The 24,970-nt window shown below is 61.2% G+C and carries 20 protein-coding genes and 1 tRNA gene; 10 read left to right on the forward strand and 11 right to left on the reverse strand.

The window, feature by feature from the left end:
- Window positions 1-8 precede the first annotated feature (8 nt).
- Window positions 9-500, forward strand: coding sequence for a 2-amino-4-hydroxy-6-hydroxymethyldihydropteridine diphosphokinase (gene folK / locus AC0V6X_RS11315; protein ID WP_486184645.1), 492 nt, complete (start codon window positions 9-11; stop codon window positions 498-500).
- Between the two features lie 80 nt (window positions 501-580).
- On the opposite strand, the gene AC0V6X_RS11320 is transcribed toward folK, so the two are convergent.
- A complete protein-coding gene (locus tag AC0V6X_RS11320) occupies window positions 581-1,099 on the reverse strand; it encodes a PEP-CTERM sorting domain-containing protein (RefSeq protein WP_486184646.1) in 519 nt (172 codons plus the stop codon).
- Window positions 1,100-1,333: 234 nt separating this feature from the next.
- On the opposite strand from AC0V6X_RS11320, the gene AC0V6X_RS11325 reads away from it, so the two are divergent.
- Entirely contained in the window at window positions 1,334-2,884 is a 1,551-nt protein-coding gene (locus tag AC0V6X_RS11325; RefSeq protein ID WP_486184647.1) for a tetratricopeptide repeat protein, read from the forward strand.
- A gap of 118 nt (window positions 2,885-3,002) precedes the next feature.
- Window positions 3,003-3,078: transfer RNA gene (locus AC0V6X_RS11330), tRNA-Lys, on the forward strand.
- A 15-nt stretch (window positions 3,079-3,093) separates the two neighbouring features.
- Here AC0V6X_RS11330 and AC0V6X_RS11335 read toward each other — a convergent pair.
- The 7 genes from AC0V6X_RS11335 to AC0V6X_RS11365 are packed head-to-tail and all read right to left on the reverse strand — an operon-like array spanning window position 3,094 to window position 11,935.
- Complete coding sequence (locus AC0V6X_RS11335; protein ID WP_486184648.1) at window positions 3,094-5,439, reverse strand: glycosyltransferase family 2 protein; 2,346 nt, start codon at window positions 5,437-5,439, stop codon at window positions 3,094-3,096.
- Complete coding sequence (locus AC0V6X_RS11340; protein ID WP_486184649.1) at window positions 5,436-5,849, reverse strand: GtrA family protein; 414 nt, start codon at window positions 5,847-5,849, stop codon at window positions 5,436-5,438. The genes AC0V6X_RS11335 and AC0V6X_RS11340 overlap by 4 nt, the downstream gene beginning before the upstream one ends.
- Window positions 5,846-7,960, reverse strand: coding sequence for a hypothetical protein (locus tag AC0V6X_RS11345; protein ID WP_486184650.1), 2,115 nt, complete (start codon window positions 7,958-7,960; stop codon window positions 5,846-5,848). Before AC0V6X_RS11345 ends, AC0V6X_RS11340 begins: the two co-directional genes overlap by 4 nt.
- Complete coding sequence (locus tag AC0V6X_RS11350; RefSeq protein WP_486184651.1) at window positions 7,947-9,104, reverse strand: FAD-dependent oxidoreductase; 1,158 nt, start codon at window positions 9,102-9,104, stop codon at window positions 7,947-7,949. Before AC0V6X_RS11350 ends, AC0V6X_RS11345 begins: the two co-directional genes overlap by 14 nt.
- Window positions 9,104-10,120, reverse strand: a complete 1,017-nt coding sequence (locus AC0V6X_RS11355) for a hypothetical protein (RefSeq protein ID WP_486184652.1) — start codon at window positions 10,118-10,120, stop codon at window positions 9,104-9,106. The genes AC0V6X_RS11350 and AC0V6X_RS11355 overlap by 1 nt, the downstream gene beginning before the upstream one ends.
- Complete coding sequence (locus tag AC0V6X_RS11360) at window positions 10,113-10,958, reverse strand: sugar phosphate isomerase/epimerase family protein (protein ID WP_486184653.1); 846 nt, start codon at window positions 10,956-10,958, stop codon at window positions 10,113-10,115. The genes AC0V6X_RS11355 and AC0V6X_RS11360 overlap by 8 nt, the downstream gene beginning before the upstream one ends.
- Window positions 10,955-11,935 carry a Rossmann-fold NAD(P)-binding domain-containing protein gene (locus AC0V6X_RS11365; protein WP_486184654.1) on the reverse strand — a complete coding sequence of 327 codons (981 nt, stop codon included), beginning with the start codon at window positions 11,933-11,935 and terminating at the stop codon, window positions 10,955-10,957. The genes AC0V6X_RS11360 and AC0V6X_RS11365 overlap by 4 nt, the downstream gene beginning before the upstream one ends.
- Before the next feature lie 261 nt (window positions 11,936-12,196).
- Between AC0V6X_RS11365 and AC0V6X_RS11370 the strand changes: the two genes are divergently transcribed.
- Window positions 12,197-13,432, forward strand: coding sequence for a saccharopine dehydrogenase family protein (locus AC0V6X_RS11370; RefSeq protein ID WP_486184655.1), 1,236 nt, complete (start codon window positions 12,197-12,199; stop codon window positions 13,430-13,432).
- Between the two features lie 18 nt (window positions 13,433-13,450).
- Complete coding sequence (locus AC0V6X_RS11375; protein ID WP_486184656.1) at window positions 13,451-15,529, forward strand: prolyl oligopeptidase family serine peptidase; 2,079 nt, start codon at window positions 13,451-13,453, stop codon at window positions 15,527-15,529.
- Here the strand turns inward: AC0V6X_RS11375 and AC0V6X_RS11380 are convergent, their stop codons facing one another.
- Window positions 15,530-17,641 (reverse strand): S9 family peptidase, encoded by a 2,112-nt coding sequence (locus AC0V6X_RS11380; RefSeq protein ID WP_486184657.1) that lies wholly within the window; start codon window positions 17,639-17,641, stop codon window positions 15,530-15,532. It abuts the gene before it with no gap.
- A gap of 441 nt (window positions 17,642-18,082) precedes the next feature.
- On the opposite strand from AC0V6X_RS11380, the gene AC0V6X_RS11385 reads away from it, so the two are divergent.
- The 4 genes from AC0V6X_RS11385 to AC0V6X_RS11400 are packed head-to-tail and all read left to right on the forward strand — an operon-like array spanning window position 18,083 to window position 22,295.
- Window positions 18,083-19,201, forward strand: coding sequence for a sensor histidine kinase (locus tag AC0V6X_RS11385; RefSeq protein ID WP_486184658.1), 1,119 nt, complete (start codon window positions 18,083-18,085; stop codon window positions 19,199-19,201).
- Complete coding sequence (locus AC0V6X_RS11390) at window positions 19,198-19,860, forward strand: response regulator (protein WP_486184659.1); 663 nt, start codon at window positions 19,198-19,200, stop codon at window positions 19,858-19,860. The genes AC0V6X_RS11385 and AC0V6X_RS11390 overlap by 4 nt, the downstream gene beginning before the upstream one ends.
- Before the next feature lie 24 nt (window positions 19,861-19,884).
- The gene (locus tag AC0V6X_RS11395; protein WP_486184660.1) at window positions 19,885-21,855 is read left to right on the forward strand and encodes a sensor histidine kinase; all 1,971 of its coding nucleotides are present in this window, start codon (window positions 19,885-19,887) and stop codon (window positions 21,853-21,855) included.
- Complete coding sequence (locus AC0V6X_RS11400) at window positions 21,852-22,295, forward strand: response regulator (RefSeq protein ID WP_486184661.1); 444 nt, start codon at window positions 21,852-21,854, stop codon at window positions 22,293-22,295. The genes AC0V6X_RS11395 and AC0V6X_RS11400 overlap by 4 nt, the downstream gene beginning before the upstream one ends.
- A gap of 30 nt (window positions 22,296-22,325) precedes the next feature.
- Here AC0V6X_RS11400 and AC0V6X_RS11405 read toward each other — a convergent pair whose 3' ends face one another.
- Both AC0V6X_RS11405 and AC0V6X_RS11410 read right to left on the reverse strand, forming a co-directional pair.
- Window positions 22,326-22,946 (reverse strand): TetR/AcrR family transcriptional regulator, encoded by a 621-nt coding sequence (locus AC0V6X_RS11405; protein ID WP_486184662.1) that lies wholly within the window; start codon window positions 22,944-22,946, stop codon window positions 22,326-22,328.
- Complete coding sequence (locus tag AC0V6X_RS11410; RefSeq protein ID WP_486184663.1) at window positions 22,946-23,404, reverse strand: flavin reductase family protein; 459 nt, start codon at window positions 23,402-23,404, stop codon at window positions 22,946-22,948. Before AC0V6X_RS11410 ends, AC0V6X_RS11405 begins: the two co-directional genes overlap by 1 nt.
- 308 nt (window positions 23,405-23,712) lie before the next feature.
- Between AC0V6X_RS11410 and nhaA the strand changes: the two genes are divergently transcribed.
- Entirely contained in the window at window positions 23,713-24,957 is a 1,245-nt protein-coding gene (gene nhaA / locus AC0V6X_RS11415) for a Na+/H+ antiporter NhaA (protein ID WP_486184664.1), read from the forward strand.
- Window positions 24,958-24,970 lie beyond the last annotated feature (13 nt).

A 24,970-nucleotide genomic window follows, 5' to 3' on the forward strand; every position in this document is an offset into this window, starting at 1 on the left:
AGCACTAATTGAGCAGCACCTATCTGATCGCGCTCGGTTCCAACCGACCGCATGGGCTTTATGGCCGGCCGGCTAACGTCGTGCGCACCGCAATGGAGGAGCTCGCCGTCCTCGGCACGGTCACTGCCCGCTCGGACATCATAAACAGCGCGCCAATGGGTGCAGCCCGCCGCCGCTTTGCCAACGCTGCCTGTGTGCTGGAGAGTGAGTACACCCCCGACGCGCTGCTTAGTGGGCTCAAGCGGCTAGAGCAGGAATTCGGTCGCAGACGCGGACAGCGCTGGGGCGACAGAGTGCTCGACCTTGATATCGTGCTGTGGAGCGGCGGGCGTTACCAGTCGCGTGAGCTCACCATCCCGCATCGCGAGTTTCACCGCCGCGACTTTGTCCTGCAACCCGCCGTGCAAATAGCGGCCGATTGGAAGGCCCCGCCAGACGGGATCGCCCTGCGCCAACATCTGGCCAGGCTTTCGAGGCCGACGAGCAAAGTCTCACCCTAAAAACGCGAACGCCCCGCCAGTTTCCCGGCGAGGCGCATTACGCAGATACAGAGGACCAAGTCTGTATTCGTGAAAGTCGTTTAGGCAGCCGCCGCAGCAGCCCGCTTGCGCCGACGGCCAAGGCCCAGCGCAACCAGCGCCAGACCGAACAGGCCGAGCATGCCAGGGGCCGGAACATCAACCGTGCGGAAGTCGCCAATGCGCTTCACATAGTCGCCCGCAATCACGGGATCGCCCCACCACGACCACAGGTTCACTGCGCCGGTGTTAGTGGTCTTGAGCATCCACGGGTGGAAGCGGCTGCCATTCTGCGTGGTCGGCGTGTAGTCGGTGCCACGAATGGTGCGGAAACCGGTCATCTCGCTCAGAGTGAACTTGAAGCTCGGGTTCGCGCCGCCCTGAAAGTTCTTGATGTCGTCGCCTTTGAACTGAACGTCGATGCCGTTCCCGGTCCAAGTGCCGGTTCCGGTGTCGGTGTTCAGCGTCATGACGTCGCCATTGGTCATTTCATATTCGAAAATCGCAGCTGATGCTGGCGCTGCGGCCATCATGGAGCCAGCGGCGACGGCCATCGCTGCGGTCTTAGTAATCTTGCTCATGGTTTACCCCCGGTAGGTTCGACAGTGGGCGGCGATCGAATGCACACTCGCTGTCAGAACAGATTGATTGGTAAATATTTTTAAGCAAACAGCGTGCCAGAACGCGCGGAAGCCCCGGAATCAGAGCCTTTCAAAGGTTAATGCGTTTTGGACCGCTTCATGAGTTGTAAACCAAACCGACAATTATCGCGGCTCAAACCGACCGTTAATCATCTTCCCCTATCGCTTGGCGACATGATGACGCGTCACACTTTGAAGCTTTCGAGCGCTGTTCTCGCCCTGCTTCTCACCCCGGCTCTGGCTGGTTGTGAGAGCGCTCCGAGTGATCCTTTTGCCGCCGCTCAGCAGGCGATGGCGGATGGTGAGCCCCGGACTGCGCTGGACCTGGCGAGCGCCGCGATTGAGCTTGACCCCGACAATCCAGCGCTGCGCATCCTAGCCGGTGACGCTGCAATGGCGCTGAGCAATCCAGACCGCGCGGTGAGCGAATATGAAAGCGTGGCAGAAGGATCTGCGCAATATGCTCTGGCTCAGGCCAAGCTGGCTGAAGCGCAGATCATGGGCCAATATATGCAAGCTGCGCGCGACACGGTGGCCGGCCTGACGATGGATTCAGCAGAGGCCTTTGTCGCCACAATCGCGTGGCATTTTTCGCAAGGCGATACGCAGCAAGGCTTCGACACGCTGGATGCAGGGCTTGCCCAATTTCCCGATCACCCCCGCCTCGTGACGATTGATGCAGAGCGCCTGTGGGCGCAGGGAAAAGCTGAGGCTGCTGCAACGCGCCTCGCCCCCGTTCTTGCGATGGAGCCGAGTGTCCCTCAGGCGCATATGTTTGCGGGCCAACTTGCGCTTGGCTCAGGCGATGCGAAGGAGGCGCAAGCGCATTTTGAGAAAGTGCTCGCCGTGCGCCCAATGGACCAGAGCGCCATGCTCGCCATGGCCGCTATCGCGCGGGATCGCGGCGACACGCAGGAGGCCGGCAACTGGATCAACAAGGCCAACGAAGCGGGTCCGCCGCATCCCATCGGCCTGCTGTTCGCCGCGCAAATGGCCTATGACGCAGGTGAATTCGCGCGCGCCTTTGAGCTGATTGAAATGGCTCCGCCAACCGTCTCCAGCGATCCGCAATTCGCTCGGCTACGCGGCTTTATCGACGCCGCCCGCGACCAGCATGCGACCGCGGCGATGGCTCTGGGCGACTATGTCAAAGCAACGGGCGGCGACCCGCTCGCACGGCAGGTTCTGGCAAACAGCCTGGCTGAGTTGGAGCGGTTTGAGGAAGCTTGGAGTGCCATTGCGCCCGTCATCGACCATCCTCAGATCGATGGAACCGGCCTTGTCCTGGCTCTGCGATTGGCTGAGCAGACCAAGCGCGATGACGCGTCGCGCATTCGCAGCTTGATTGAACGACGCGATGGCGCCCCCTCCATTGCCGTCGAAATGCGCGAAGCCGGCGCTGCAATCCGAGCCGGCGAGTGGGAGGAGGCTGAGCGCATCTATGCCCCGCTGATCGACGGCAAGGGTCGCACCAACCCTGCATTGCTCAACAATGCCGCCGCGGTGAAAACAAAGCTCGGCAAACATGAAGAGGCTGTGGCTCTGGCCCGCCGCGCACTGGCGGAGGCGCCGAACAGCCCGGAAATCATGGACACTTTGGGGTGGGCGCTGTGGGAGCAAGGCAGCAATGTCTCAGAAGCCCGCGCACTGTTGACCAAGGCGCGTGAAGGCGCACCGCACAATCGTACGATCCTTGAACACTGGGCGATTGTGCACCAGCAATAAGCCCTTATTTGGCAGCCTTGCGCGCGGCGGTGAATCCAATGCTTGACCCCGCGCGTTCCCCTGCCTAGTTGAGCGCTTCCGCGCGGGAGAAGCCAACCACAACCGCGCCACCCGATGGGGGCCCTTAGCTCAGTTGGTAGAGCAACTGACTTTTAATCAGTAGGTCGCTGGTTCGAACCCAGCAGGGCTCACCATTTCGGGATCTGCGGTCAGCGCGCGATCGCAAATAGCATCAACGGACAGTTCTGGACACGCGACAGCGGGACACTTTCTGGCATGGCTGGGCGTCGTGCAGGGTCGGCTAGCAGGACATACTCGACCGAAAATGCGTCGAAGAACGCTTGAACGCCTTGCCCGTCGAGTCGCCCTTGCGCCATGTTGCGCGGCTCCATCATTGTCGCCATGCCTCCCAAAGCTCCGGCCCGCGCGGCGAGATTGTCGTCACCGATGACGAGGATGCGGGCATCATCGTCGCCGTCCATACATTGCTGTAACTGAGCGACGTCGGCGGGGGCGTCAAATACCGGCATATCGTTCTTCGACGGCTCGCCGATTCCGTTCTGGAGCGCCAGCAAACCAGCGACAAATACGCCGATCACAATCGCCGCAATCCGCCCGAACACTCGGCGTTGGCGCTTGGTTTCGCCGCGCATCACAAACCCGAATAACAACAGCGCAAAGCCGGTCCAGAAGACCGCGCTATAGTAGCGGTATTCGAGGTATCCAGTCAGCACTTGCGGCGCCATTATAGCGGCGCAGATCGCGAAGAAACCGAGCACGGGAGCAAGGCTGGACGGCATCGCCAACCCCTTCGGAGCAGCATTGGGACGGCGCGCTATCAGGTGCTGAAGTCCAGCCAGCGCCGCAAGGGCGGAAACAACCGCCAGACCCATGCCCGTGAAGGTCAAACGAAGACCGACCAGCAGCAGCTTTCCTGCATTGGCAGCGACCTTGGTCAGCCACGCGCCGGGATCGTCGCTCCAATCCGGTTGTGGTTCCGGCCACCAATCGGTCACGAAAGCATCAGGGTCGAGGCTGCCTGCAATACCTCCATTGTCGGTCGCAAACACGGTCCCGAAAGTGCTGAGCGAATAGGCGATCCACGGCGAGATCATCACGAGGCTTGCCGCAAGGCTCGCAAGAGCATGGGCAGGACGGCGGGTGAGCCAGACTATCAAAGCCGCGCTCAAAACCGGCAGCAGGATCGCGTCAAAGCGGTTCATCACAGCCAGCCCTGCCAGCGCGCCTGCCCAAGCTGCGCCGTGCAAAGTCAAATGCGACCCTCGCAACAGCGCGAGAACCAACAGCGCGTAAAGCAACATCTGGAGCGGGATCGTCCGGCCCGCGCTCATCTCGGTCAGCATCATGCTGGGGCCCAGCAGCAGCGCGATGGCCGCTCCCAACCCGACCCAAGCCGCCCCTGCCACTCGCCTGCCGATGGCCTCTGACACAAGCGCGAAGCCTGCAAAGGAGGCGAAGGCGAGGATCAGCCCGGTCCGTGGTCCCGTGCCCAAGACCGTATCGGTGACCGCAATCAGAGTCGGGAAGAGCGGCGGAAAGGCGCTCGAATAGGGAGACGCGCTGGAATAGCTGCGGAAATGTTCGAAGCGATAGAAGTCGCCGAACACCGTCTTCGACAGCTCATAGAAGGCCCAGCTGTCCGGGGAGTAGCGCGGCGATGCCCAAACGCTCAAAAGCAGTGGGATGAGCAAGGCGGCCAAAACCACAAGCGGCCACAGCCAGCGCGCCTTTCGGACAGCTGCATCTTTGGGAGAATAGCCTCCCGTCGCGGCGAAAACCGTCTCACCCAGCAAAGCCAGCTTGGAAGCAAAGCCGCCGATCTTGGTCGGCACTTTGCCGCTTTCCGGATAGGCCCTCGTGACCGGAACATGGTCGACCTTCAAGCCCAGCTGGCCCGCCCGCACAGTCAGGTAGAACAGCAGGCCGTAAACCTGAAACTCTTCGCGGAAGGGTTGGACATCGCGGTGGGTCAGATAGCGCGCAGAATAGGCGCGAAAGCCGTTGGTCGTGTCGGTGAAGACATGCCCGCCGCCAAGGCTGAGCAGCGGCGCGTGGACCAACCGATTGGCGATGGTGCGTTCCAGCGGCGTGTTCTCCGCCGCACCTCCGGGCAGATAGCGGGAACCTTGGACGTAGTCGCAGTCATCGTCGAGTTTGGCGATGAAGGCGGCGATCGCCTCGACCCCGTCCTTGCCGTTGCCGTCCATCGTGACAATGCCGTCATAGCCTTCGTGCAAGCACCAGGCATAAGCCATGCGCAATTGGGCAGAGAGCTTTCCCGGACCGGTTTTGGTGAGGACTGCGCGGACATTCACGCTGCGCACGAACTCGGGATCGAGCGAGCCATCGGTCGAGCCGCCATCCGCTACGATCACGTCGACCTCGTGGCCCGCCTCAGCAATGCGCGTGAGCTGCCCGCGGATCCGCTCGCCTTCATTGATGACCGGGATGACCAGCGCGTAGCGATGCTGACGCTCAGAATGGAGCGCGACATCATGCGCCGGCACTTCCCAGGTCGAGCTATCGAGGCTCATACCGCGTCCTCCCCACCCTTGGGCTCGGCGAAGACGACGAATTTGCTCAGGGTGAAATTGACGAAGAACGACGCACCCGCCCCGCAGATGAGGATGAGGAGCGCGATGGCCTGATGCTCAAACCCGCTCAAAAACCGGGCAAGCACAGCCACCACCGCCACCCGAACCGCCAGAGTTGCCAGCGCGACCCCGCCATATTGCGCCGCGCGGCCAAGCGAAAGACGGCGCGACCCGGACTGGAAGCTCCACGTCTGGTGCACGACATAATTGACGCTGGCCGCGATGGTGAAGCCGATGGCGGCCGCCAGCCACAAGGGGGCACCCGCCAGCTGGTGCAGCGCAAAGGCAATGGCGATGTCGAGCACCACGCCCAGCACTGTGACGAGGAAGAAGCGCGCAAACTCGTTCATGAAGTGCGCCCTTCAAGATAAAGGTTGATGCTGTTCTCAAACCCAAGGGGTTGCTGGACGAAGGGGCGTTCGTAGATTTGCGCGGTGCAGCTCGCAGCGCCAATCGCTGAGCCATCGAGCAGTTCGAGACGCAGAGTGACCGGAGCGCCTGACATCATCGGCGCTGTAAGCTCAAGGGTTTCCGTGTTGGCGACACCATAGCGCGGGAAGTCGGTCCACAGGTCTGCCATAGGTCCTGCAAAACGCGGCAGGCTTTCAGTCACTGTCAGCACCCCGGTGCGGGCCGTGCCGAAAGGCGGCTGCCGGGTGATGGTGATGGCAGACCAAGGATCGGGTCCTTCCCCTGCGCTATCAACGCGAATGACGAGCGCATTTTTCGAGACCGGCTCGACAGTGCAACGCGTGTCTCCAGCCGGGCCAAGCGGCTCAGCGCGCTGCACCCAGATCACTTGCTGCTCGCCGAGCGCGATGGGTTCGTAGTTCTCAAACAAGGCACGGAAGAACGGCCAATTGGCGCGCAGCATCCACCCTTCCCAACCGCTGTAATCCGGCGAGATCGTGCTCACGCCTGCGACTTGCCGCTCAGCGACCAGAGCTGTGAAGTTTGCCCGGTTTTCCGGGCCCAAAGCATGGATCAGCGAGCCGACGGGCGCTGGGCTTTCCATACCCGTCGCAACGTCGAGCGCCGAAGTGTAGACTGACAGAAGCTGGCGGTCTTTACCGTAGCCTTCATTCTCCCAAAACTGCGACAGACGCTCAAGCGCCTCGAGTTGCTCAGCATACCAAGGGGTCACGTAAAAGCCGAGCTGGGGGTTGTATTCTGATCGTTCCGAGTTTCCGGCGATGATGCTGTTTGTACGCCACCCTTCGCTGATGAGCATGGGGCTTGCCGCCACCATGGCGATGGCGATTGCAGCGGCATCCGTCAGCGCGCGCGCTGGCCTCTCCAGCCGCTCAACCAGCGTTGTCGGCAGCAAGATCAGCGGCGCGCTCATGCCGAGCAGAAAGGTGATGTGGTTGTACTCACCGCCAATATGCCCGCCGATCTGGGGGAGGATGGCGGTGCCAATCAGGCTCGATCCCACAAAGATAAAGCCGCCCAAACGCACTGCATCACCGCGGGATTTGAGGCGCTGGAAAGCGGCAAACAACACGCCCGCGATAAGCAGGTTGAGACTCACCGTCGAGAGCAGCTCTCCGCCGATGAGGACGCGCAGCACATCGGGGATCGCTAGCACGCGGCTCTCGCGGTCCCATGGCGCGAAATACCAAAACTGATCGCCTGCCACCGCGACGAAATTGTATTGGAACCAAGGCCCCGGCTCTCCATGGGTAACGATGAGGAGGAGCGCAACTGCACTGGCCATCGCGGCCAGAGCCATCCCAAGCAAGGCACCCGCCAAATGCTTGGGCCGAGTGACAAGCGCAGCGCCCAGCCCGATCACCAAAGCGATCACCAGCGGTATCCCCGCATCATTTGACCACAACAGGCCACCACCGGCAAAAACGCCAAGCACAGCGCCTGCCAGAACGCTGCTCTTCACCGCCTCAGCCGCCAACGCCTTGCGCACAGCGAAAACGAACACGGGCAGTATCAGGAATGGCAGCAAGCCGCGCACCGGGCGCAGCGACACGCCCGGATCAAAGCTCAAGGGATAGGGTAGGCCGATAAGCTCAACGACAAGCAAGCCAAGGAAATAGAAGCCAAACACCAGCACAATCGCCGCGAGCCAGCGCTGCTTGGCTGGGATCCAATCGATCATCCAAGCGGTCGCATAGGCGCTGATGAAGGCTCCAGCGATCACCCAGACATAGGCCGCCATGGTCGAGGCAAACAATGTCTCGCCCAGCACCAAAAAAATCGGCAATAGGGCAAGGATCATCGAGATGCCGAGATAGGACTGAAAGTCGCTCCCCAGCTGCCTGCCATCGGCAAAACTGTCGAGCGCAAACCAAGTTTGCATCGCTCCGTCGATGGAGTTCAAGCTGTGATCGTAGAGCAGCGCATTGCCGCGGAGAGCCGCAAGGGCAACCACCAGCACAAGCAGGGCTGCACCACCCCACAATCGCTGGGGCAAGGACGAACGACGCTCGTGATCAGGCATATTCATGGCCAAGGACATGAGCGGAATTCAGCTCTGCAAACTCAGGCGCGGTGTGCTTCACCGCGTCAAACAGGTCGTAAATGTTGTCGATCTTGCCGCCCAGGATCGAGATAACCCGGCTGCCCTCTGGCTTTTGGTGGTAGAGGATCGGGCGGCCATCATCCTGCTCGTTCTTGATCAGGACCGTCTTCACATCGAAGATTGACCGGCGATAATCCGCCCCCGCCAGACACGGCAAATAGCGCTGAGCATCGCGCAGCATGAAGGCATAGCGCGTCGGGTATTCGCGGCCCGCAAAGTGACGGTAAGCGTCGCGCGCGCCGTCCTCATCCGCCCAACTTTCATGCGGCGTGTAGCGCACATGGGTCAGCGAATAGAGGTTCGCTGATGGGTACGGCATGCAGGAGAAAAACGGCCCATCCATCATCGTGATGCCGGTGCCGGCGAGCTCTTGCGGAGGCTCAACCAGAGCAAGCTCAGCCACTTCGTGCTTCAGCTTGGCCGGAGGAAGGTCAGCGCTGGCAAGGACCGAATTGATCCGCGAATAGGTGATGTTGAAAGCGTAGCGGGCGGTGACTTCGCTGCCGTCGGACAGCCGCGCGATGATGCCCTCGGCGCGGTCCTCCAGCCCTTCAAGCTGCGTCGAAAGCCGCAATTCCACGCCCGCATCGGACAGCCGCTCAGCCATCTGGCGGGCAAGGACGGAATAGTCGAAGGCGACCTCGAAACAGGTGAAGGCGGCCTCCACCATGTCGGGATTGAACAGCGCCTGATAGCCGGGCGCAGCCACCTCAATCGGCGCGCCCATATCGCGGAACATGCGATGGAATTTCTTGGCCGTGACCTTGGATCGGCGTTTGGCAATCGCATAGACCATCTGGAAATCGTCGACGACGGCCTCGGGAAAATCCTTGATGAAGCGTTGGTGCAGCAGCTTGGATTTAACCGCCGTGACGGCCGAGCGGGGATAGTGAAATCCGGTGTGGACCCGCGCCTGATTAACCCGCGATGCGCGCGTCATCAGCGCCTCGCCCGCCTCGATCAGCAGCACTCGGTCAGAGATTGAGCGCAGGTACAAAGCAAGGCAGCAGCCATAAAAGCCGCCGCCGACTATGACATAGTCGAAATCGGTCTCAGCCCCACCCGCCATCAGTCATCCGCGCGTTCAGGCGGCGCTGTGTCGAGCTCAACATTGAGGTCGCTGGCAACCTTGCCGAACAGGTCGATGCGGTTGACCTCCTCCGGCGCCCGGTCGGCGTTGCTGGCATTGTGGAGCTTAAGGACATGTTGCAGGCCAAGGCTCAGCCCCAATGTCGATAGCCCCATGAACACCGCGCTGACCGCCAGCATCGCATTGGTGGTCAGCCAGCCGGGGGCGAGATCCTCGACCACAAACAGCACGCCGATGATGTAGGCGGCATAGGCGAAGCCGACGAGCGCCAGAATGGTCGAGCAGATCGCGACAATCGAAAGGATCGCAGGCGTCAAATATACCAGCAGCGTCTGGAGCAGATGCGCGCGCCGGGTCACATGGCTGAAAGCTGTGCGCGAGGCGACGTTCTTGTCGGCAGCGAAATATTCCAGCGGCAGGCCGGGATCGCGCGGCGGAAAGCGCAGGGCGAGGCGCGGCTCAGGATGGGCAAGCAAGTGATTGAGCAAAGTGCGCGGCATGGCGATGCTCTGAAAGTCACTCGGGTCCACCTTGAACCCCGCGAGCCGTCCCAGCGCGATGAAAGGCGTGGCGAGCAGACGCTTGACCGGGCGCGGCTTCGACCGATTGGCGAGCGTGATCGCATTCGCCTCCTCCGCCCGTTCCAGAAAGGCGAGCGCGTCCATATGCGCCAATTCGTCCAGATTGCCGAGCAGCACGATGTCACCAATCGCCTCTTCCGCAGCGATCACGCGGCGGGCGTAATATTCAGTGCCGGGGCGCACGACGAACAGGCGCAGGTCGGCGACTTGCTCGACCAGCGGCAGGAAAGCCTCGCGCGATGCGCTGTCGGTGACGAGCACAATCTCCCGGAAACGGTAGACCGCGTCGAGCTTCTCCGCGAGGTCACGCACGGCCTGGAACGTCGCTTCGCCCGGCGTCAGGTCGGACAGGCACACCGAGACGACGACATCTTCGCGCAGCTTGCGGAATTCATTGGCATCAGGCTCACGCATCGGCGACCTCCGCTTGCGAGTGGGCAGCGGCGAGGCGCGCGACGCATTGTTCGAGTTCGGCAAGGCCGCCTTCAGGCCGTTTCATCTCAATCGAGATCGCCTTGTTGTATCCAGCCTGTTGCAAGGCCCGGAAAACGGGCACCAGATCGGTGTGAGCCGAGGGCGCGAGTGCAAGATAGGCTTCGCTGACATGGACATGGTTGAGAGCCTGCGCAATGCTCGGCATGCGCGCGGAGACGGTCGCAAACTCACCGTTCATATGCATCGCACCGAGGTCGAGGATCGCGGCGATGGCGGGGTGATCAACGCGAGCAACGAAGCCGCGCGCTTCGTCCAAAGTGGTCAGGAAATTGGTGCCATAGGCCGCCGGATTGGCTTCGATAGTGATGCACGTCCGGGCCGCGAGAGCCTCATCGCCAAGCTTGCGGAAGACCGCGGCGGCTTCGTCAAGAGCGCCCGCCATCGGCATACCTTCGGGCACAACGCGCTGCTTTGGCGAGCCGAAGACGCAATTGGGAATGCCGAACCGCCCGGCGAGCGCAATGGCGCGGCGCATGCCTTCCTCGAACTTGGCTCTGGGCGCAGAACCTTCAAACAGAGCCGCGCCCTCCACTCCGAACAGCAAAGACTGCATGGAGACCAGCGAGAGTCCCGCATCAGCAACTTCCGCGAGCGCCTTGGCCGCGACATCGTCGCCCGGCTCGAAGGGATCGTCCGCTGCATGGAACAGCAAGCCCGGCGCGATTTCGAGGCCGGTGATACCCGCTGCGCGCAGGATGGCATAGGCATCCAGCCGCTCATCAGGCGACCAGGCGATGTTGGAAACGGCGAGCCTCATGCCGGCACCTTTTGCGCGTTGTAGAATGCGCTCAGCCGTTCAAGCGTGGTCGTACCTTCGAACTGGTATGGACCACTCTGGCCCCACAGATCGGCGTGGCGCGTGTGCATATCCTCGCGGTGTAGGCGCGCGCCTGTTTCCGGCATTGCGCGCCCGGTCAGATGCTGGTGAATGTCGCCCGCTCGCAGCGGCTCAGACGCGAGATGGAGATGCGTCAGCCCTGCCTGCAATGCGATTTCGATATCCGCCCACAGACGCTCAATCTCGTAGTACTGATAGGTCGTCTCTGGATTGTGGAACTGGGTCGCCGAAGCCCCGATGGCGACCACTCCATCCTCCAAAGCCGCGCGTTGGGCGTGGACATTCAAAGCCGCTCGGTCGAGCTTCCACATGCCTGTCGCCCCATCCATTGCGTAGAGCGAGCGCAGGGCATCGGCGAGCGGCGTATCCATCGCGTCACACACTTCCTCAAACCGCTGAGCCTTCAGCATGGAAGGCACCGGATTGAGCAGGTCGAACATGAAATTCTTGCGCAGTCCCTCACCAAACAGAGCGGGCAAGCGCACCACGAGGCTGTCGGCAAAGCGCTCTTCCACAAAGGCTTCGAGCAAACGCCGATGGCGTCCGTAAGCGAGCGCTTCCTGGAAGGCACGCGTCCCCTCATCCGCGCCGCCGGCAAAGTCTTCCAGCACCGCGATGGATGAGATCAGAACAAATCGCTCAGCCCGGATTTGCGCGAGTTGATCGATCAGCGCCTCGATCTGTGCGCGGTCCCGGTCTGGAGCCGTATTCGCCTCCAACATGGAGCCGGGAGCCGCCGTGCAAACCACCGTGCCAAAGCTCGCCCCAGCGCTCTTAGCAATGTTGGCGCTGTTGAAGCACGCATCGAAACCCGTTTGCCGCAGCAGCGCGCCACCGACGAAGCCGGTGTGGCCGATCAGGGCCTTACTTGCTGATATCGCGCTGGAATCGCTCACTTTTGCTGTTCCGGGCTGCCTGCATTGATGCGAGGGGCGTAAGCGCCCTCACATTGGTTAATCTGGGAGCGGATTTGGGCCGCCCGGACAGGGGTCTGTCCAGCATGCGGGCATAGGGAAGAGGGCTATAGATAAGGTTAATCGGCGCAGGCGCGATCGCGGCTTAGGCCGATGAGCGGAACTGGGCCCGATTTGCCCCGTTGGCCTTGTGGTAGACGCGCTTTTGCCGCAAGCCGCCACAAGAGCATCTCAGGGGCCTTCATGAGCGACACGAAATACGACGTCATCGTCTACGGGGCGACCAGCTTCGTCGGGCAGATCATCACGCGTTACATGCATGAGACGTTCGGGGACGGACAAGCAGGCGGCAATGCTCTCAACTGGGCGATTGCAGGGCGGTCAAAGTCGAAGCTGGAGCAAGTCGCCTCCGCGGTCGGTCTCTCCGACATCGACATGATCGTCGCCGACGCCGGCGACGAAGCGGCGCTTGCCGCGATGTGCGACCAGACCAAGGTCGTGATGTCCACCGTCGGGCCCTATGCGCTCTACGGCGACACTTTGGTCAAGGTCTGTGCGACAAGCGGCACGCGCTATTGCGACCTCACTGGAGAGCCGCAATGGATCCGCCGAATGCAGGCCGCTCACGAAGTCAAGGCGAAAGAAACCGGCGCTCTGATCGTCCATTGCTGCGGGTTCGATTCCATCCCCTCCGACCTTGGTGTGCACTTCCTCCAGTCCCATGCGAAGGAGCGTTTCGGCGCGGCTTGCGAGCGGGTCGATATGCGGGTTGCCAAGATGAAAGGCGGCGCGTCGGGCGGGACGATTGCGAGCATGATCGAACTTGTGAAAGAGGCTTCCGGCAATCCCGAACTTCGCCGTGAATTGAAAGACCCCTACAGCATTTGCCCACCCGATCACGGTTTCACCGCGCGCCAACGCGATGTCGTTATGGAATATGACGACACCTATGGCAGCTGGATCGCGCCCTTCGTCATGGCCGCAATCAACACCCGCGTCGTCCACCGCAGCAACGCGCTCTCCGACAAGGCCTATGGTGCAAACTTCCTCTACGAAGAGGCGATGGCGACCGGCAAAGAGGCACGCGGGAAACGCGCGGCTCGGATGACCGATTGGGGCATGAGCGCGGCGATGATTGCCATGGCTCTGCCACCCGTGCGCTGGGTGCTGGAGAAGACCGTCCTGCCCGCGCCGGGTGAAGGGCCAAGCCCCAAGGAGCAGCTCGAAGGGTCCTTCATCCTCGACTTCATCGGTTATGGTCCTGCGGGTCAGACGATCCGCGCCCGCGTCACCGGAGACCGCGATCCCGGCTATGGCTCGACCGCGAAGATGCTCGCGCAGGCCGCCGCATGTCTCGCCAAGGACGTGCCCGACGATGCCGCCGGAGGTTTCTGGACCCCGGCAACCATCCTCGGCGATCCGCTGATCGAGCGCTTGCGTACGCAGTCCGGCCTGACCTTTGAATTGACTGGCGAATAGACCCAATCGGAGTTTCACATGCGATCTTTTGCAGCTCTTGCTCTCGGCCTGATTGGCCTCTCTCTCACAGCTCCCGCCGCAGCTGACGATCATTCCGGACCTGAGAACGAACCGCGCCTGTTCACGGCAGAGGATGTGTTCGAACTGGAATGGGCCGACGCGCCGGAAATCTCGCCAGACGGGACGCAGGCGCTCTATATTCGCCGGTTCAACGACATCATGATCGACCGCACGCGTGCCCATGTGTGGATCGTCAATCTCGATGGCAGCGGGCAGGAGCCTTTGCTCGCTGACAGTGGTTCCTACCGGTCCCCGCGCTGGTCGCCCGATGGAACCCGCGTCGCCTATATGCGCAGCGCTTCGGGACAGACCGAGATCTACGTCCACTACCTTGCCTCGGGCCGCAGCGCGCTGATCGGCAGCTTTGGCGAGTCCCCGCGTTCGCTCACTTGGTCACCTGATGGCGAGCATCTCGCCTTCGTGATGGCAGTGCCGGGCAAGGCCGAGACGCTCGTGCGCAACCCCTCAAAACCTGATGGAGCGCGCTGGGCCGACCGCCCGGTGATGATCGACCGCGCGCGTTATCGCACCAACGGATCGGGCTTCATCGACCTTGCCTATGACCATGTCTTTGTGGTCCCCGCAGAGGGCGGCACAGCGCGCCAACTGACCAGCGGAGACTTCAACCACGGCGGCTCGCTCTCCTTCACGCCGGACGGGGAGACGATCCTGTTCTCCGCGAACCGCAATGAGGGATGGGAGTTGCAAAGCCGCGAATCCGATATCTTCGCGGTCGATGTGGCGTCGAAAGAGCTGACCCAGCTAACCAGCCGTCCCGGAAGCGAGTTCAGCCCCCGCGTCTCACCCGATGGGCGCAATATCGCCTATCTTGCCTCCAGCAATGAACGCGTGCCCTTTGTGGCAACCAACGTCCATGTGATGGCACGCAATGGCAGCAATGACCGGAATCTGACGCCTGATCTCGACCGGCGGGCTGGCGATGTGGAGTGGCTGTCTGCAAGGGAGCTCTCCTTCACTTACCAAACGCGCGGTGAGAACAATATCGGCGTTGTGAACTTGCGCGGCAATCGGCGGCTCGCCGTCGACGGCATTGGCGGGACGACGATCGGTCGCCCCTATGTCAGCGGCGCCTATGATGCGCATGACGGAACGCTGGTTTATACCAAGGGCAGCGCTCTGCGGCCCGGTGACATCTATGTGTCGAGCAATGGGCGCGAGCGACGCCTGACCAGCCTCAACGAAGACCTCCTCGCCCACCGCGATCTGGGTCAGGTTGAGCGCTTCACCTACAATTCCTCGCTCGACGGGCTGGAGATCGACGGCTGGATCATCACGCCGCCGGGCTATGAAGAAGGCAAACGCTACCCGCTCATCATCGAAGTGCATGGCGGCCCGCACCTTGCCTATGGCCCGCATTTCTCCGCCGAGCTGCAACGGATGGCAGCGGCGGGTTATGTCGTGATCTACGACAATCACCGCGGCTCCATCGGATATGGCAGCGAGTTTGCGAACCTGCTCCAGTACAAATATTCGAGCCCCGACGACTTCGCCGACCATATGAGCGCGGTCGATTGGGCCATCGCGCAAGGCTATGCGGATGAGAACAATCTGTTCATCGCAGGCGGCTCAGCAGGCGGGATCGCGACCGCCTATGCCGTGGGGCTGACCGACCGCTTCAATGCCGCGATGGCGGCAAAGCCGGTGATTAACTGGGTCTCGAAAGTCCTGACCGCCGACAGCTATATCGGCCAGATCCAGAACCAGTTTCCGGGGCCTCCGTGGGAGCATCTCGATCACTACTGGGAACGTTCACCGCTTAGCCTTGTGGGCAATGTGACCACACCGGTTATGCTGATCACGGGCGAAGAAGATTGGCGCACGCCGATGAGCGAGACCGAGCAGTTTTACCAAGCGCTGCAATTGCGCGAAGTGCCCAGTGCCATGGTGCGCATCCCCGACACCAATCACGGGATCGCGAGCCGGCCTTCGCTGCTCAATGCGAAGACCGACTACACGCTCGCTTGGTTCGAGAAGTACCGGGTGGAGACGCCTGAGACAGACGGCGTGGAGGAGTAATTACTCCCCCTCGTCTGCGGAATCTTCATCGCGCGACCAACCGTCCGCATAACGTTCAAACCACGCGAGGATCGCCGAGGCTTTGGCCGCGCTTTGCGAGGGGCGGTTGGTGAAGGCGTGGCTCGCGCCCGGCACGCGGATGAAAGTGGTCGGAACACCGCGCAGTTGCAGGGCGGAGTAGTATTGCTGCGCCTCGCTAACCGGGGTGCGATAGTCTTCCTCACCCACGACAACCAAAGTCGGGGTTTCAACATTGCCGACAAGGCTGAGCGGCGATTGCTCCCAATATTTCTCCGGGTCTTCCCATGGACGCGATCCGATCCAGTAGAGACCGAAATAGCCCGTCCCGTCAGCGGTCAGCGCCTGCGTCGTCCAGTTGATGACTGGCTTTTGCGTCGCTGCCGCCTTGAACCGGTTGGTCTTGCCCACGATCCACGATGTGAGCACCCCGCCGCCCGATCCGCCGGTCACGAACAGGGCATCCGGGTCCGCAATGCCAAGCTCAATCGCGCGGTCGACGATGCTCATCAGGTCGTCATAATCCTGGCTCGGATAGGCCTTGTCGATGGTCTGAGCGAAAGCCTCGCCATAGCTGGTGCTCCCTCGCGGATTGGCTGAGAGGACGGCATAGCCTTCGGCGGCGTAGAGCTGATTGTCGGTCGCGAAATGCGGGCCGTAGGCGGCGAACGGCCCGCCGTGAATCTCAAGGATCAGTGGCACGCGCGTGCCTTCCTCGTATCCCGGCGGCAGGGTCAGCCAGCCTTGAATTTCAAGGCCATCATAGCTGGAGGCAACGCTAATCTCGCGCACTTCGCCCAAGTCCCGTGTCAGGCGCAGGCTCTGGTTGAGATCGGTGAGGTAGCGCCCCTCTCCGCGTGTGCCGACCTTCACCTCTGGCGGGCGCTGATCGGTGCCGCCGGTGAAGGCGATGACATCGCCCTCGGAAACAGAGAAACTGCCGCCCGTATAGGGCCGGTCGAAACCCGCTCCCGACAGGCCGGTGACCACATCGCGGACCTGACCGTTGAGGGCGATGCGTGCGACATTGGTCTCTCCGCGTACGTCATACTGGACGTAAATCCCGCGCGAATCCGCGTCCCATTGGAAGCCATCGACGCCGAAGTCCCAATCTCCCGTCAACAGACGCCGGTTCGATCCGTCCGCGTCCATCAGATAGAGTTCGGTGTTCTCATACGCGCGGCCCTCATCATCGAAGCCAGCATAGGCGATGGTGCGCCCATCAGGAGAGATTTTCGGGGCGAAGTCTGGCCCGTCACGATCGGTGAGGACGGTCAATTCTCCGCTCGCGACATCCAGCGCCCAGACTTCGCTTTCGAGCGGGTCGGTCTGCCAATCGTCGTTGCGGTTGGCGCTGAAATAAAGCGTCGAGCCGTCGGGTGACCAGCTCAAGGAGCCGCCATCGTCGTGCTCACCAAAGGTCAATTGGCGCGGCGCGCCTCCCGTGGCGGAAATCGCGAAGATTTTCTGGAAGCCCGGCGTCAGCTCGCCTGCTCCATCAGCGCGGAAATTGACCAGGTCGGTGATGTCGAGCGGCCCTGCCCATTCAGCGCCTTCGGGCCGGCCTGAGGGAGCCTTCCCCAGCGTCGGAGCGGCTTCGTCAACGAACATCGAATAGGCAATCGTCTCGCCATCGGGCGACCACGCTATGCTCGACGGGCTGTTGGGCAGGCCGGTGAGGCGCACGGCCTCTCCGCTCTCGATCCACTTGACCCACAGCTGCGCGCTGCCGCCTTCGGTCGCGATATAGGCTACGCGCGAGCCATCAGGCGACCAACGCGCGCCGAACGCTGCACCGTGACGTCCCGCAAAGGGCACTTCTTCACCGCTGGCCACGTCGATCTTCCAAAGCGATGGCATCGCGCGGTCGGTCATGATGTCGTTCTGGCGGCGGGTGTAGATGATGGTCGAACCATCCGGGCTGATCTGCGGGTCAGACGCCATGGCGAGGTTGAACAGATCCTCTCCGGTGAAGGTCCGGCTCGGCCCTTGCTCTGCGGCTTCGCTATGCGTGTCGGCATGCGCGGTTGCGACGAAGCCCGGCGCTGCCAAAGTCGCAAGCGCACTGGCGGTGAGAAGAATGGATCTCAGCATGAAAGGAAGCCCCTTTGGTCTTTTGCAAATATGCCAGCATGCATGGCCCGAGCTGCGATGCGGGTCAAATACGCTGGTCGAGCGGTTTGGCCCGTCGGACCCGAACAAAAAGACGGACGGAACCCGGGTTGGGAACCGTCCGTGCTAGTTGTTGACCCTTTGGAGAAGGGGTCTGAATGATGGGTCCGAATGTTTGGCCGGTCGGATAGGGGCTGAGAAGCCAAACGCGGATGGTCCATCAGGGGGGGGTAAGTCGGTTTCTCTCTCCATTTGCGCAGCGGGACTGGAGGGCCTGTTGCGCATGAAAAACGGTGAGCCGTCTGCGGCCTGTGCAATTGAGATAGGGCAGTCTAATCACCCCCAAAATCGGCTGAGTGGCCTGCCTTTCAGCATAGGCCGCCCAGCCTATGCAGTTCTCGCCGCGTGCAGTATGGTGCGAACGTGAGTGATGATATCTCCATCCTGCCGTCTGACACGCAGACGATTGCTGAACTGCGCGAATTGTACCGTGCAGCAGAAGCGCGCGCTGCGCGGATGCGGCTGCTTTCCGTGTCCGCCAGAGACCTTGCAAAAAGCGATCCGCAATCGCTCGATGAGGCTTTGGAGAACTGCTGTGATCGCCTTGCCTTCTTGCTGGGTCGCCGCGCCGCGACGCTGCATCTCTCCGATGCGGGGGAAGGCCTCGCCATCCGCTCTCCCGGCCCCAGCCGGGAAGTCATCGCCCGGGTCGAGATAGAAGGGCTGGCATCGCTCGACGAGATTGCTGATCTTGAAGACAAAGAGGCGATTTCGATCCTGCTCGACCTGATGGGCGCGACGCTTGATCGAATTGACGCCGAAGATGTCCGCGCGCGGCTTTTGGCCGCCTTGCAAGAACGCGAGCGCAGCCTCGAGATTCTGGTGGAGCGTATCTTTACCGCCCAGGAAGAAGAACGCCGCCGGGTTAGCCACGAATTGCATGATGGTGTCGCGCAGACCGCCACTGCTTTGGCGCGCATGCTCGAAGGATTGGAAATCGCTGACTACGATGTTGAGCGCTCCGACCCAATGCACCCTGCCCAAATCGCCCGCGGACTGGTCAGCGAATTGCGCCGCGTTATTGCCGGCCTGCGCCCAACACTGCTTGACGATCTGGGACTGGTGCCTGCACTCCAGTCCTTGAGCGAGCAATTGATCAATGAAGGCTTTGCCGTGACGGTGGCGATCGAAGCCGATGACACGCGCTTGCCCCCCATTGTCGAGACCGCAGTGTTCCGCGTCGCGCAAGAGGCGGTTGCCAATATTCGCAAACATGCAGGCGGCCCATGCGCGGTTCTGATGGAGGCCCAGCTGAAGCTAGGCACAGGCAGGCGCTATCTCAAGATCCGCGACCATGGCACGGGGCCGAGCGAAGAAACACGCACTTCCAAGCCCGGCGACGGGAACAATTTGGGCGTCGAAGTGATGAAAGAGCGTATGGCGGCCATCGGCGGACAGCTCGATTGGCGCGCCGCACATCCCAATGGTGTACAGGTCCAGGCCTGGCTGCCTGAGACAGCTGAGAACGGATCCCCGCAATGACCACGCCGACCAACACCTCCACCCCCAAGATTCTGATCGTTGACGACCACCAACTCGCCCGCGAGGGGTTGCAAGCCGTCCTCGCCAAAGACGGGCTGAACGTTGTCGGCCTGGCCAGCTCTGGCGAGGAAGCCTTGGAGCTGGCTGAGAAGCTGGAGCCCAACATTGTCCTGATGGATGTCCGGCTTGGTTCAGGGATTGACGGGTTGGAGGCGACCCGGCGGATTGTTGCAGCGGGCCTGCCATGCCGTGTCATCATGCTCACCTTGCACGAAATCCCGGCCTATGTCCGCGAAGCTTTGGCGGCGGGGGCTGCCGGATATGTGCTGAAGGACGCAGCAATTGAGGACCTGCGCGCAGCGATTGAGCAAGTGATGGCTGGCCAGTCTGCTCTTCCGCTTGATCTGGTTGCAGCGGCAATGAAGGACAACACGCCTGCTCCGCGGCGAGAAAGCCTCGAAGAAATCCTCACCCAGCGCGAACGCGAAGTGGTGGAGCTGATCGCCCAAGGGCAGACGAACAAGGAAATCGCCCGCGAGCTCGACATCAGCCCGGCAACGGTCAAGGTGCATGTTGAGCGGCTGATCGGGAAGCTGGGAGTGTCCGACCGCACGCAAGCAGCCGTACTGGCTGTCCAGCTTAAAGCGGCCAACAATTAGGCCCCGGCAGTCGAGCGTTGGTCATTGAGCGCAGATAAAGCCCCTATCACCCGGCCAATCCTTGGGATTTGGACCAACCGCCCGCTGGCCTTCAAAGGGTTGGTGGTGCTGGCCCTGCCACTTGCCATTCTGCTTGGCTCGCTGGTTTCGCTTTACCTGGCGAGTAACGCCGAAACGCGCGCGGAGGACGATGTTCGGCGGGCCTTTGCGATCCAGCGCGACACCTATCAGGTGCAGGCGCTGCTCGCCGAAGCGGCGGCAGGTGTGCGCGGCTATGTCCTGACCCGCGAGGCGCGCTTCCTAGAACCCTATCGCAACGCAGAAGCTGAATTGCCCGACACGATGGCACGGCTTGATGAAGCGATTGAGGACGTGGTCGTCCGCGCTGAATTTGAAGACATGGTCCAAGTTGTCGCCGCCAAGCGCGATGATCTGCGAAGCACCGTTGCATTGGCAAGAAGATCGGAGACGATCAGCCCGGCGCAGTTTGAGGAGCGGTTGCTGAACAACAGAGCCGCGCTTGATGCTGTCCAGCGCGAGGTGAACAACGTCCAGCAAGCCGAAGCCGTCGTGCTCGACCGGCGGCGCGCTCTGGTTGAAGATGTCCGTTCGCGGTTCCTGATCCTCACCGCGATTAGCGCGATTGTCGGCCTGCTCGGCAGTCTTGCGGGCGTCTATCTGTTCTCTACCGGCATCGTGCGGCGCGTCAGCCGGTTGGAGGTCAATGCCGACCTGTTGGCCCAAGGCGAACGCTTGAACGAGGTGCCCGATGAAGCCGATGAAATCGGCCGGCTGTCGCAACGACTTGTCGGGGCGAGCGCGTTGCTGAGGGCACGCGAAGACGATCTGCGCGCCAGCGAGGAACGCTTCCGCCTCGTGCTGGAACAGGTGCGCGATTACGGGATCTTCACGCTCGACACCTCCGGCATTGTGACCAGTTGGAACTTGGGCGCCGAACGGATCAAGGGATGGCAAGCCGAAGAAATTCTTGGGCAGCATTTCAGCGCCTTTTACCCAGAAGAAACGCACGATCACTTGCCTGCCCAGATGCTCGAACGTGCCAGCAAGAATGGCTCGGCGGAAGACGAAGGGTGGCGCGTGCGCAAGGATGGCTCGCGCTTTTGGGCCAATGTCGTCATCACCGCCTTGCGCGATGAAGACGGCGCGCTTCAGGGCTTTGCCAAAGTCACCCGCGACATCACCGAACGCCGTCGCAGCGAGGAAGCCTTGCGCCTCGCCCGCGAAGAAGCCGAGGCCGCAAACCGCGCCAAGAGCGAGTTCCTGTCGCGCACCAGCCACGAATTGCGCACGCCTCTGACCGCAATTCTGGGCTTTGGGCAATTGCTCGAGATTGACGAGGGCGATTTGCCCGAACATCAGCGCGAAGCGGTCGGTCAGATCACAAAATCAGGGCGTCATTTGCTGGCACTGATCAACGATCTGCTCGACATCTCCACTATCGAGGCAGGCGGTGCGGATCTGGAGCTGGAGGAGGTGTTGGTCGCTGATCTGCTGAAGGACTGCCACGCGCTTGCCGCACCGATTGTCTCTTCCGCAGATCTTGCCTTTGAACTGGATGCGGACAAGGCCGGTATGACAGTTCAAGCCGATGCGCGGCGGGCGCAACAAGTGATCCTCAACCTGATCGGCAACGCGGCAAAGTACAATCGCAGCGGCAGTTTCGTGCGGCTTTCCGCGCACCCTCATGCAGACCATGTCGAGATCAGTGTCGAAGATGACGGTCCAGGCGTTTCCGATGCCGACATTCCCCGCCTGTTCACCGCATTTGACCGCTTGGGACAGCAACAACGCTCCAAGATCGAAGGCACCGGCCTTGGCCTTGCTCTGTCCAAAAGCCTGGTGGAATCAATGCACGGAACAATCCAGTATGAGCGGACCAAACACGGCTCGCGCTTCAGCTTCACTCTGCCAATCGCGCCTGCAGGAAAGGGGCAGAGTGATGCTTCTCCCAACGCTCAGGAGACGACGCCATGACCGTGCAACTGGTTGACAGCAAAGACGTACTCGCCCGCCGCATCCTCGCAATTGATGACGAGGAAGCTAATGTCATGTTGCTGCGCAGCCTGTTGCAGCGCGAAGGCTATAGCGACATTCACACGCTGACCGATCCGACCAAGGCGATGGCCGCCTATATCGATCTGGAGCCAGACCTCGTCCTGCTTGATCTGATGATGCCGGAGATTGACGGGTTCCAATTGCTCGAAGCCTTTTCGCGCCACGACAAGCCGAACGAGTTCCGGCCCATTCTGGTCCTGACAGCTGACACGACAATCCAGGCCCGGCGCAAGGCCCTGGCGCTTGGCGCGAAGGATTTTGTCGCCAAACCCTTCGATGTGATCGAGATTGGCCTCCGTATCTCAAATCTGCTTGAGACACGCGTGCTCTACGAACGTCTGGGCGCGCAGCAAAGCTAGTTGGCAGTCTCGCGGGGAGCAGCGAAACGCTCAGTCCGACGCGATCATCCGGCGGACCATGTCACGCAATTCACGCGGGTAATATTCGCCGATGCGGACATATTCCTCTTCCCCGTAAAAACGTGAGAGGACCGCACTGGATGCCGCATAGAACTGGATCGCTGAGACCAGCAAATAGACCTGCGCCACCTTATCGGCGAAGGGCCGCGATCCATCGTCCCGTGCAGCGTCCAACAAGGCGATGATCTTGCCCAAAAAGGATTTGAAGAACCACTCTTCCTGAGGCGCATCGCGGCGCTGATCTTCGAGCAATTCGTGCATCAAGACCTTAGTGTCGAGAGGATTGGCGATCGCTGATCGGAAGATGGACAATATCACATCTTCAAACCGTTCAGCAGGCGTCTGTGCATCGCCGGGATCGTGGCTAATCGCATCGAACAACCGGTCGGAGATACGCCGAAGCACTTCGCGGTAGAGATCGTCCTTACGCTTGAAGTGGTAAAGTAGAGCCTGTTTGGTCAGGCCAACATCACCGGCAATCAGCGCAATACTGGCGCCATGAAAACCGCGCTCGGCAAACTGCTTATGCGCTGCGATAAGCAGCTTTTCGCGCGTATCATCCACTGCGACGGAGGCGTTTTCGCTAACCATTACTGGCCGATACTGCAAAACTGGCCATTTACAAAGCCAAGTGGTGCAATGCCCGGCTCTCCGAGCTGTCTTGGACTAAGGTCCATCACTTGCCCCAGGATCATCGTGTGATCGCCTGCGGGGAAGGTTGCATACTCTTGGCAGTCAAAATACCCCACTGCATCCGCGATGACCGGCAGGCCAGATGCGCTGCGAGTAAAATCCTCTGGGCTGAGGCCGCTATTCCCGCGCGCGGCATAGCGCATGGCGAGTTCGGACTGGTCGGCATTGAGGATACTGACCGCAAACCGATTGGCCTTGGCGAAAGCGTCGAACTGGCTGGAGGAATTGTGCAGGCTCCAACACACCAGCAGCGGGTCAAGCGAGACCGAGACGAAGGAATTGATCGTCATCGCTGAAATCGCACCCGCCTCGTCCTCGACCGAGACAACACACACACCCGTCGCAAACCGCCCCATGAGTTTTCGAAACTCTTCAGGTCCGGGTGCGGCATTGTTCCGGGCGTCGGACACGAAATTCTCCGATGGAGGTGAAAAGGCGGGCGTTTTGAAAATACTAGCGCCCCAATTGGGCATGGAGCGCCCGCGTTCAACCACGCGCTGCCAATTGTCAATCAAGCGCGGCCCGTTTGAAGCCCTCAAAAAGAGTCGCCTAGGCCACACGGCGGAGGCGAAAAATGGCGGAAAACCGGGAACATTGGAGCCTCAATCGCGTATTTTGGGCAAGCCCTTAAACCAGGGCAATCTTCTGGACGAGTAATCAAATCATGATCCAACGAGTGAGCGCTGCTCTCAAAGACTTCCTGAAGCAGGAAAGCGCGGGCGGAATTTTTCTGATCTGCGCGGCGGCCTTGGCGCTGGTTGTCGCCAACAGCCCCCTTTCCGCTTCCTATTTCGACACGTTGAACACCAAGCTCAATGTCTCGTTCGGGGCGTTTGAGATCAATAAAGGCCTGATCTTGTGGATCAATGACGGGCTGATGGCGATCTTCTTCTTCCTCATCGGGCTGGAAGTGAAGCGTGAGGTCATCAATGGGCAATTGTCGACCTGGAACAAGGCCTCGCTTCCCCTCGCCGCGGCAATTGGCGGCATGGCGATCCCGGCGCTGATCTATGTCGGGTTTAACTGGAACACGCCGGAAAACCTCAATGGATGGGCAATCCCGGCGGCGACCGACATCGCCTTTGCGCTGGGTATCCTTTCGCTGCTTGGCCCCCGTGTGCCCGTCGCAATGAAGGCGCTGCTGCTGGCGGTTGCCGTGATTGACGACATCGGAGCGATCACCGTAATCGCGCTGTTCTACACCGGAGAGATCAAGGTCGACATGCTGATCGGCGGAGCAGTGATGCTCGCCGCGCTCTTTGCCGTGGGCCGGATGCGTATCCGATCAGCCATCCCCTATGTGCTGCTGACGATCATCATGTGGGTCTTTGTGCTCAAATCTGGCGTCCACGCGACGCTCGCCGGTGTGACAGCGGCGATGATGGTGCCGATGGTGGCGCGTGACGGGACCAAGCTGGTCGAGAAGTTTGAACACGGCCTCCACCCCTGGATCGCCTTTGTGATCATCCCGATCTTCGGCTTTGCCAATGCGGGTGTGTCGCTGACCGGTATCTCGCCCGCCGACCTGATGGCGCCGCTGCCGCTTGGCATTGCTTTGGGCCTCTTGCTCGGCAAGCAGATCGGTATCGTTGGCTTCTCGTGGATCGCAGTCAAAACCGGCCTTGCTCAGCTGCCAGAGGGCGTGGGCTGGGCCAAGATTTACGGCCTATCCCTGCTCGCCGGGATCGGCTTCACGATGAGCCTGTTCATCGGCAACCTTGCTTTCACTGAGCAAGCGATGATCGACGCGGTGAAGCTGGGCGTGCTGTCGGGATCGCTCGTGGCAGCCATAGCGGGCTATTTCGTGATCAAAGCGGCGCTTCCTGATGAGGTGCCGGCCGACGAAGCGCCTAATGCGCCGAGCGAAACTGCTGAGGGTGATCCCAAGTCAGCATTGCCAGCGGAGTAGGTTGGCGGATAGA

The sequence above is a fragment of the Erythrobacter sp. S267 genome (assembly GCF_057365045.1).

Coding starts and splice junctions, on each gene's coding strand:
- AC0V6X_RS11320 (WP_486184646.1), bottom strand. CDS start 1,099: ATGAGCAAGATTACTAAGACCGCAGCGATGGCCGTCGCCGCTGGCTCC.
- AC0V6X_RS11325 (WP_486184647.1), top strand. CDS start 1,334: ATGATGACGCGTCACACTTTGAAGCTTTCGAGCGCTGTTCTCGCCCTG.
- AC0V6X_RS11335 (WP_486184648.1), bottom strand. CDS start 5,439: ATGAGCCTCGATAGCTCGACCTGGGAAGTGCCGGCGCATGATGTCGCG.
- AC0V6X_RS11340 (WP_486184649.1), bottom strand. CDS start 5,849: ATGAACGAGTTTGCGCGCTTCTTCCTCGTCACAGTGCTGGGCGTGGTG.
- AC0V6X_RS11345 (WP_486184650.1), bottom strand. CDS start 7,960: ATGAATATGCCTGATCACGAGCGTCGTTCGTCCTTGCCCCAGCGATTG.
- AC0V6X_RS11350 (WP_486184651.1), bottom strand. CDS start 9,104: ATGGCGGGTGGGGCTGAGACCGATTTCGACTATGTCATAGTCGGCGGC.
- AC0V6X_RS11355 (WP_486184652.1), bottom strand. CDS start 10,120: ATGCGTGAGCCTGATGCCAATGAATTCCGCAAGCTGCGCGAAGATGTC.
- AC0V6X_RS11360 (WP_486184653.1), bottom strand. CDS start 10,958: ATGAGGCTCGCCGTTTCCAACATCGCCTGGTCGCCTGATGAGCGGCTG.
- AC0V6X_RS11370 (WP_486184655.1), top strand. CDS start 12,197: ATGAGCGACACGAAATACGACGTCATCGTCTACGGGGCGACCAGCTTC.
- AC0V6X_RS11375 (WP_486184656.1), top strand. CDS start 13,451: ATGCGATCTTTTGCAGCTCTTGCTCTCGGCCTGATTGGCCTCTCTCTC.
- AC0V6X_RS11380 (WP_486184657.1), bottom strand. CDS start 17,641: ATGCTGAGATCCATTCTTCTCACCGCCAGTGCGCTTGCGACTTTGGCA.
- AC0V6X_RS11390 (WP_486184659.1), top strand. CDS start 19,198: ATGACCACGCCGACCAACACCTCCACCCCCAAGATTCTGATCGTTGAC.
- AC0V6X_RS11400 (WP_486184661.1), top strand. CDS start 21,852: ATGACCGTGCAACTGGTTGACAGCAAAGACGTACTCGCCCGCCGCATC.
- AC0V6X_RS11405 (WP_486184662.1), bottom strand. CDS start 22,946: ATGGTTAGCGAAAACGCCTCCGTCGCAGTGGATGATACGCGCGAAAAG.
- AC0V6X_RS11410 (WP_486184663.1), bottom strand. CDS start 23,404: ATGGGGCGGTTTGCGACGGGTGTGTGTGTTGTCTCGGTCGAGGACGAG.
- nhaA (WP_486184664.1), top strand. CDS start 23,713: ATGATCCAACGAGTGAGCGCTGCTCTCAAAGACTTCCTGAAGCAGGAA.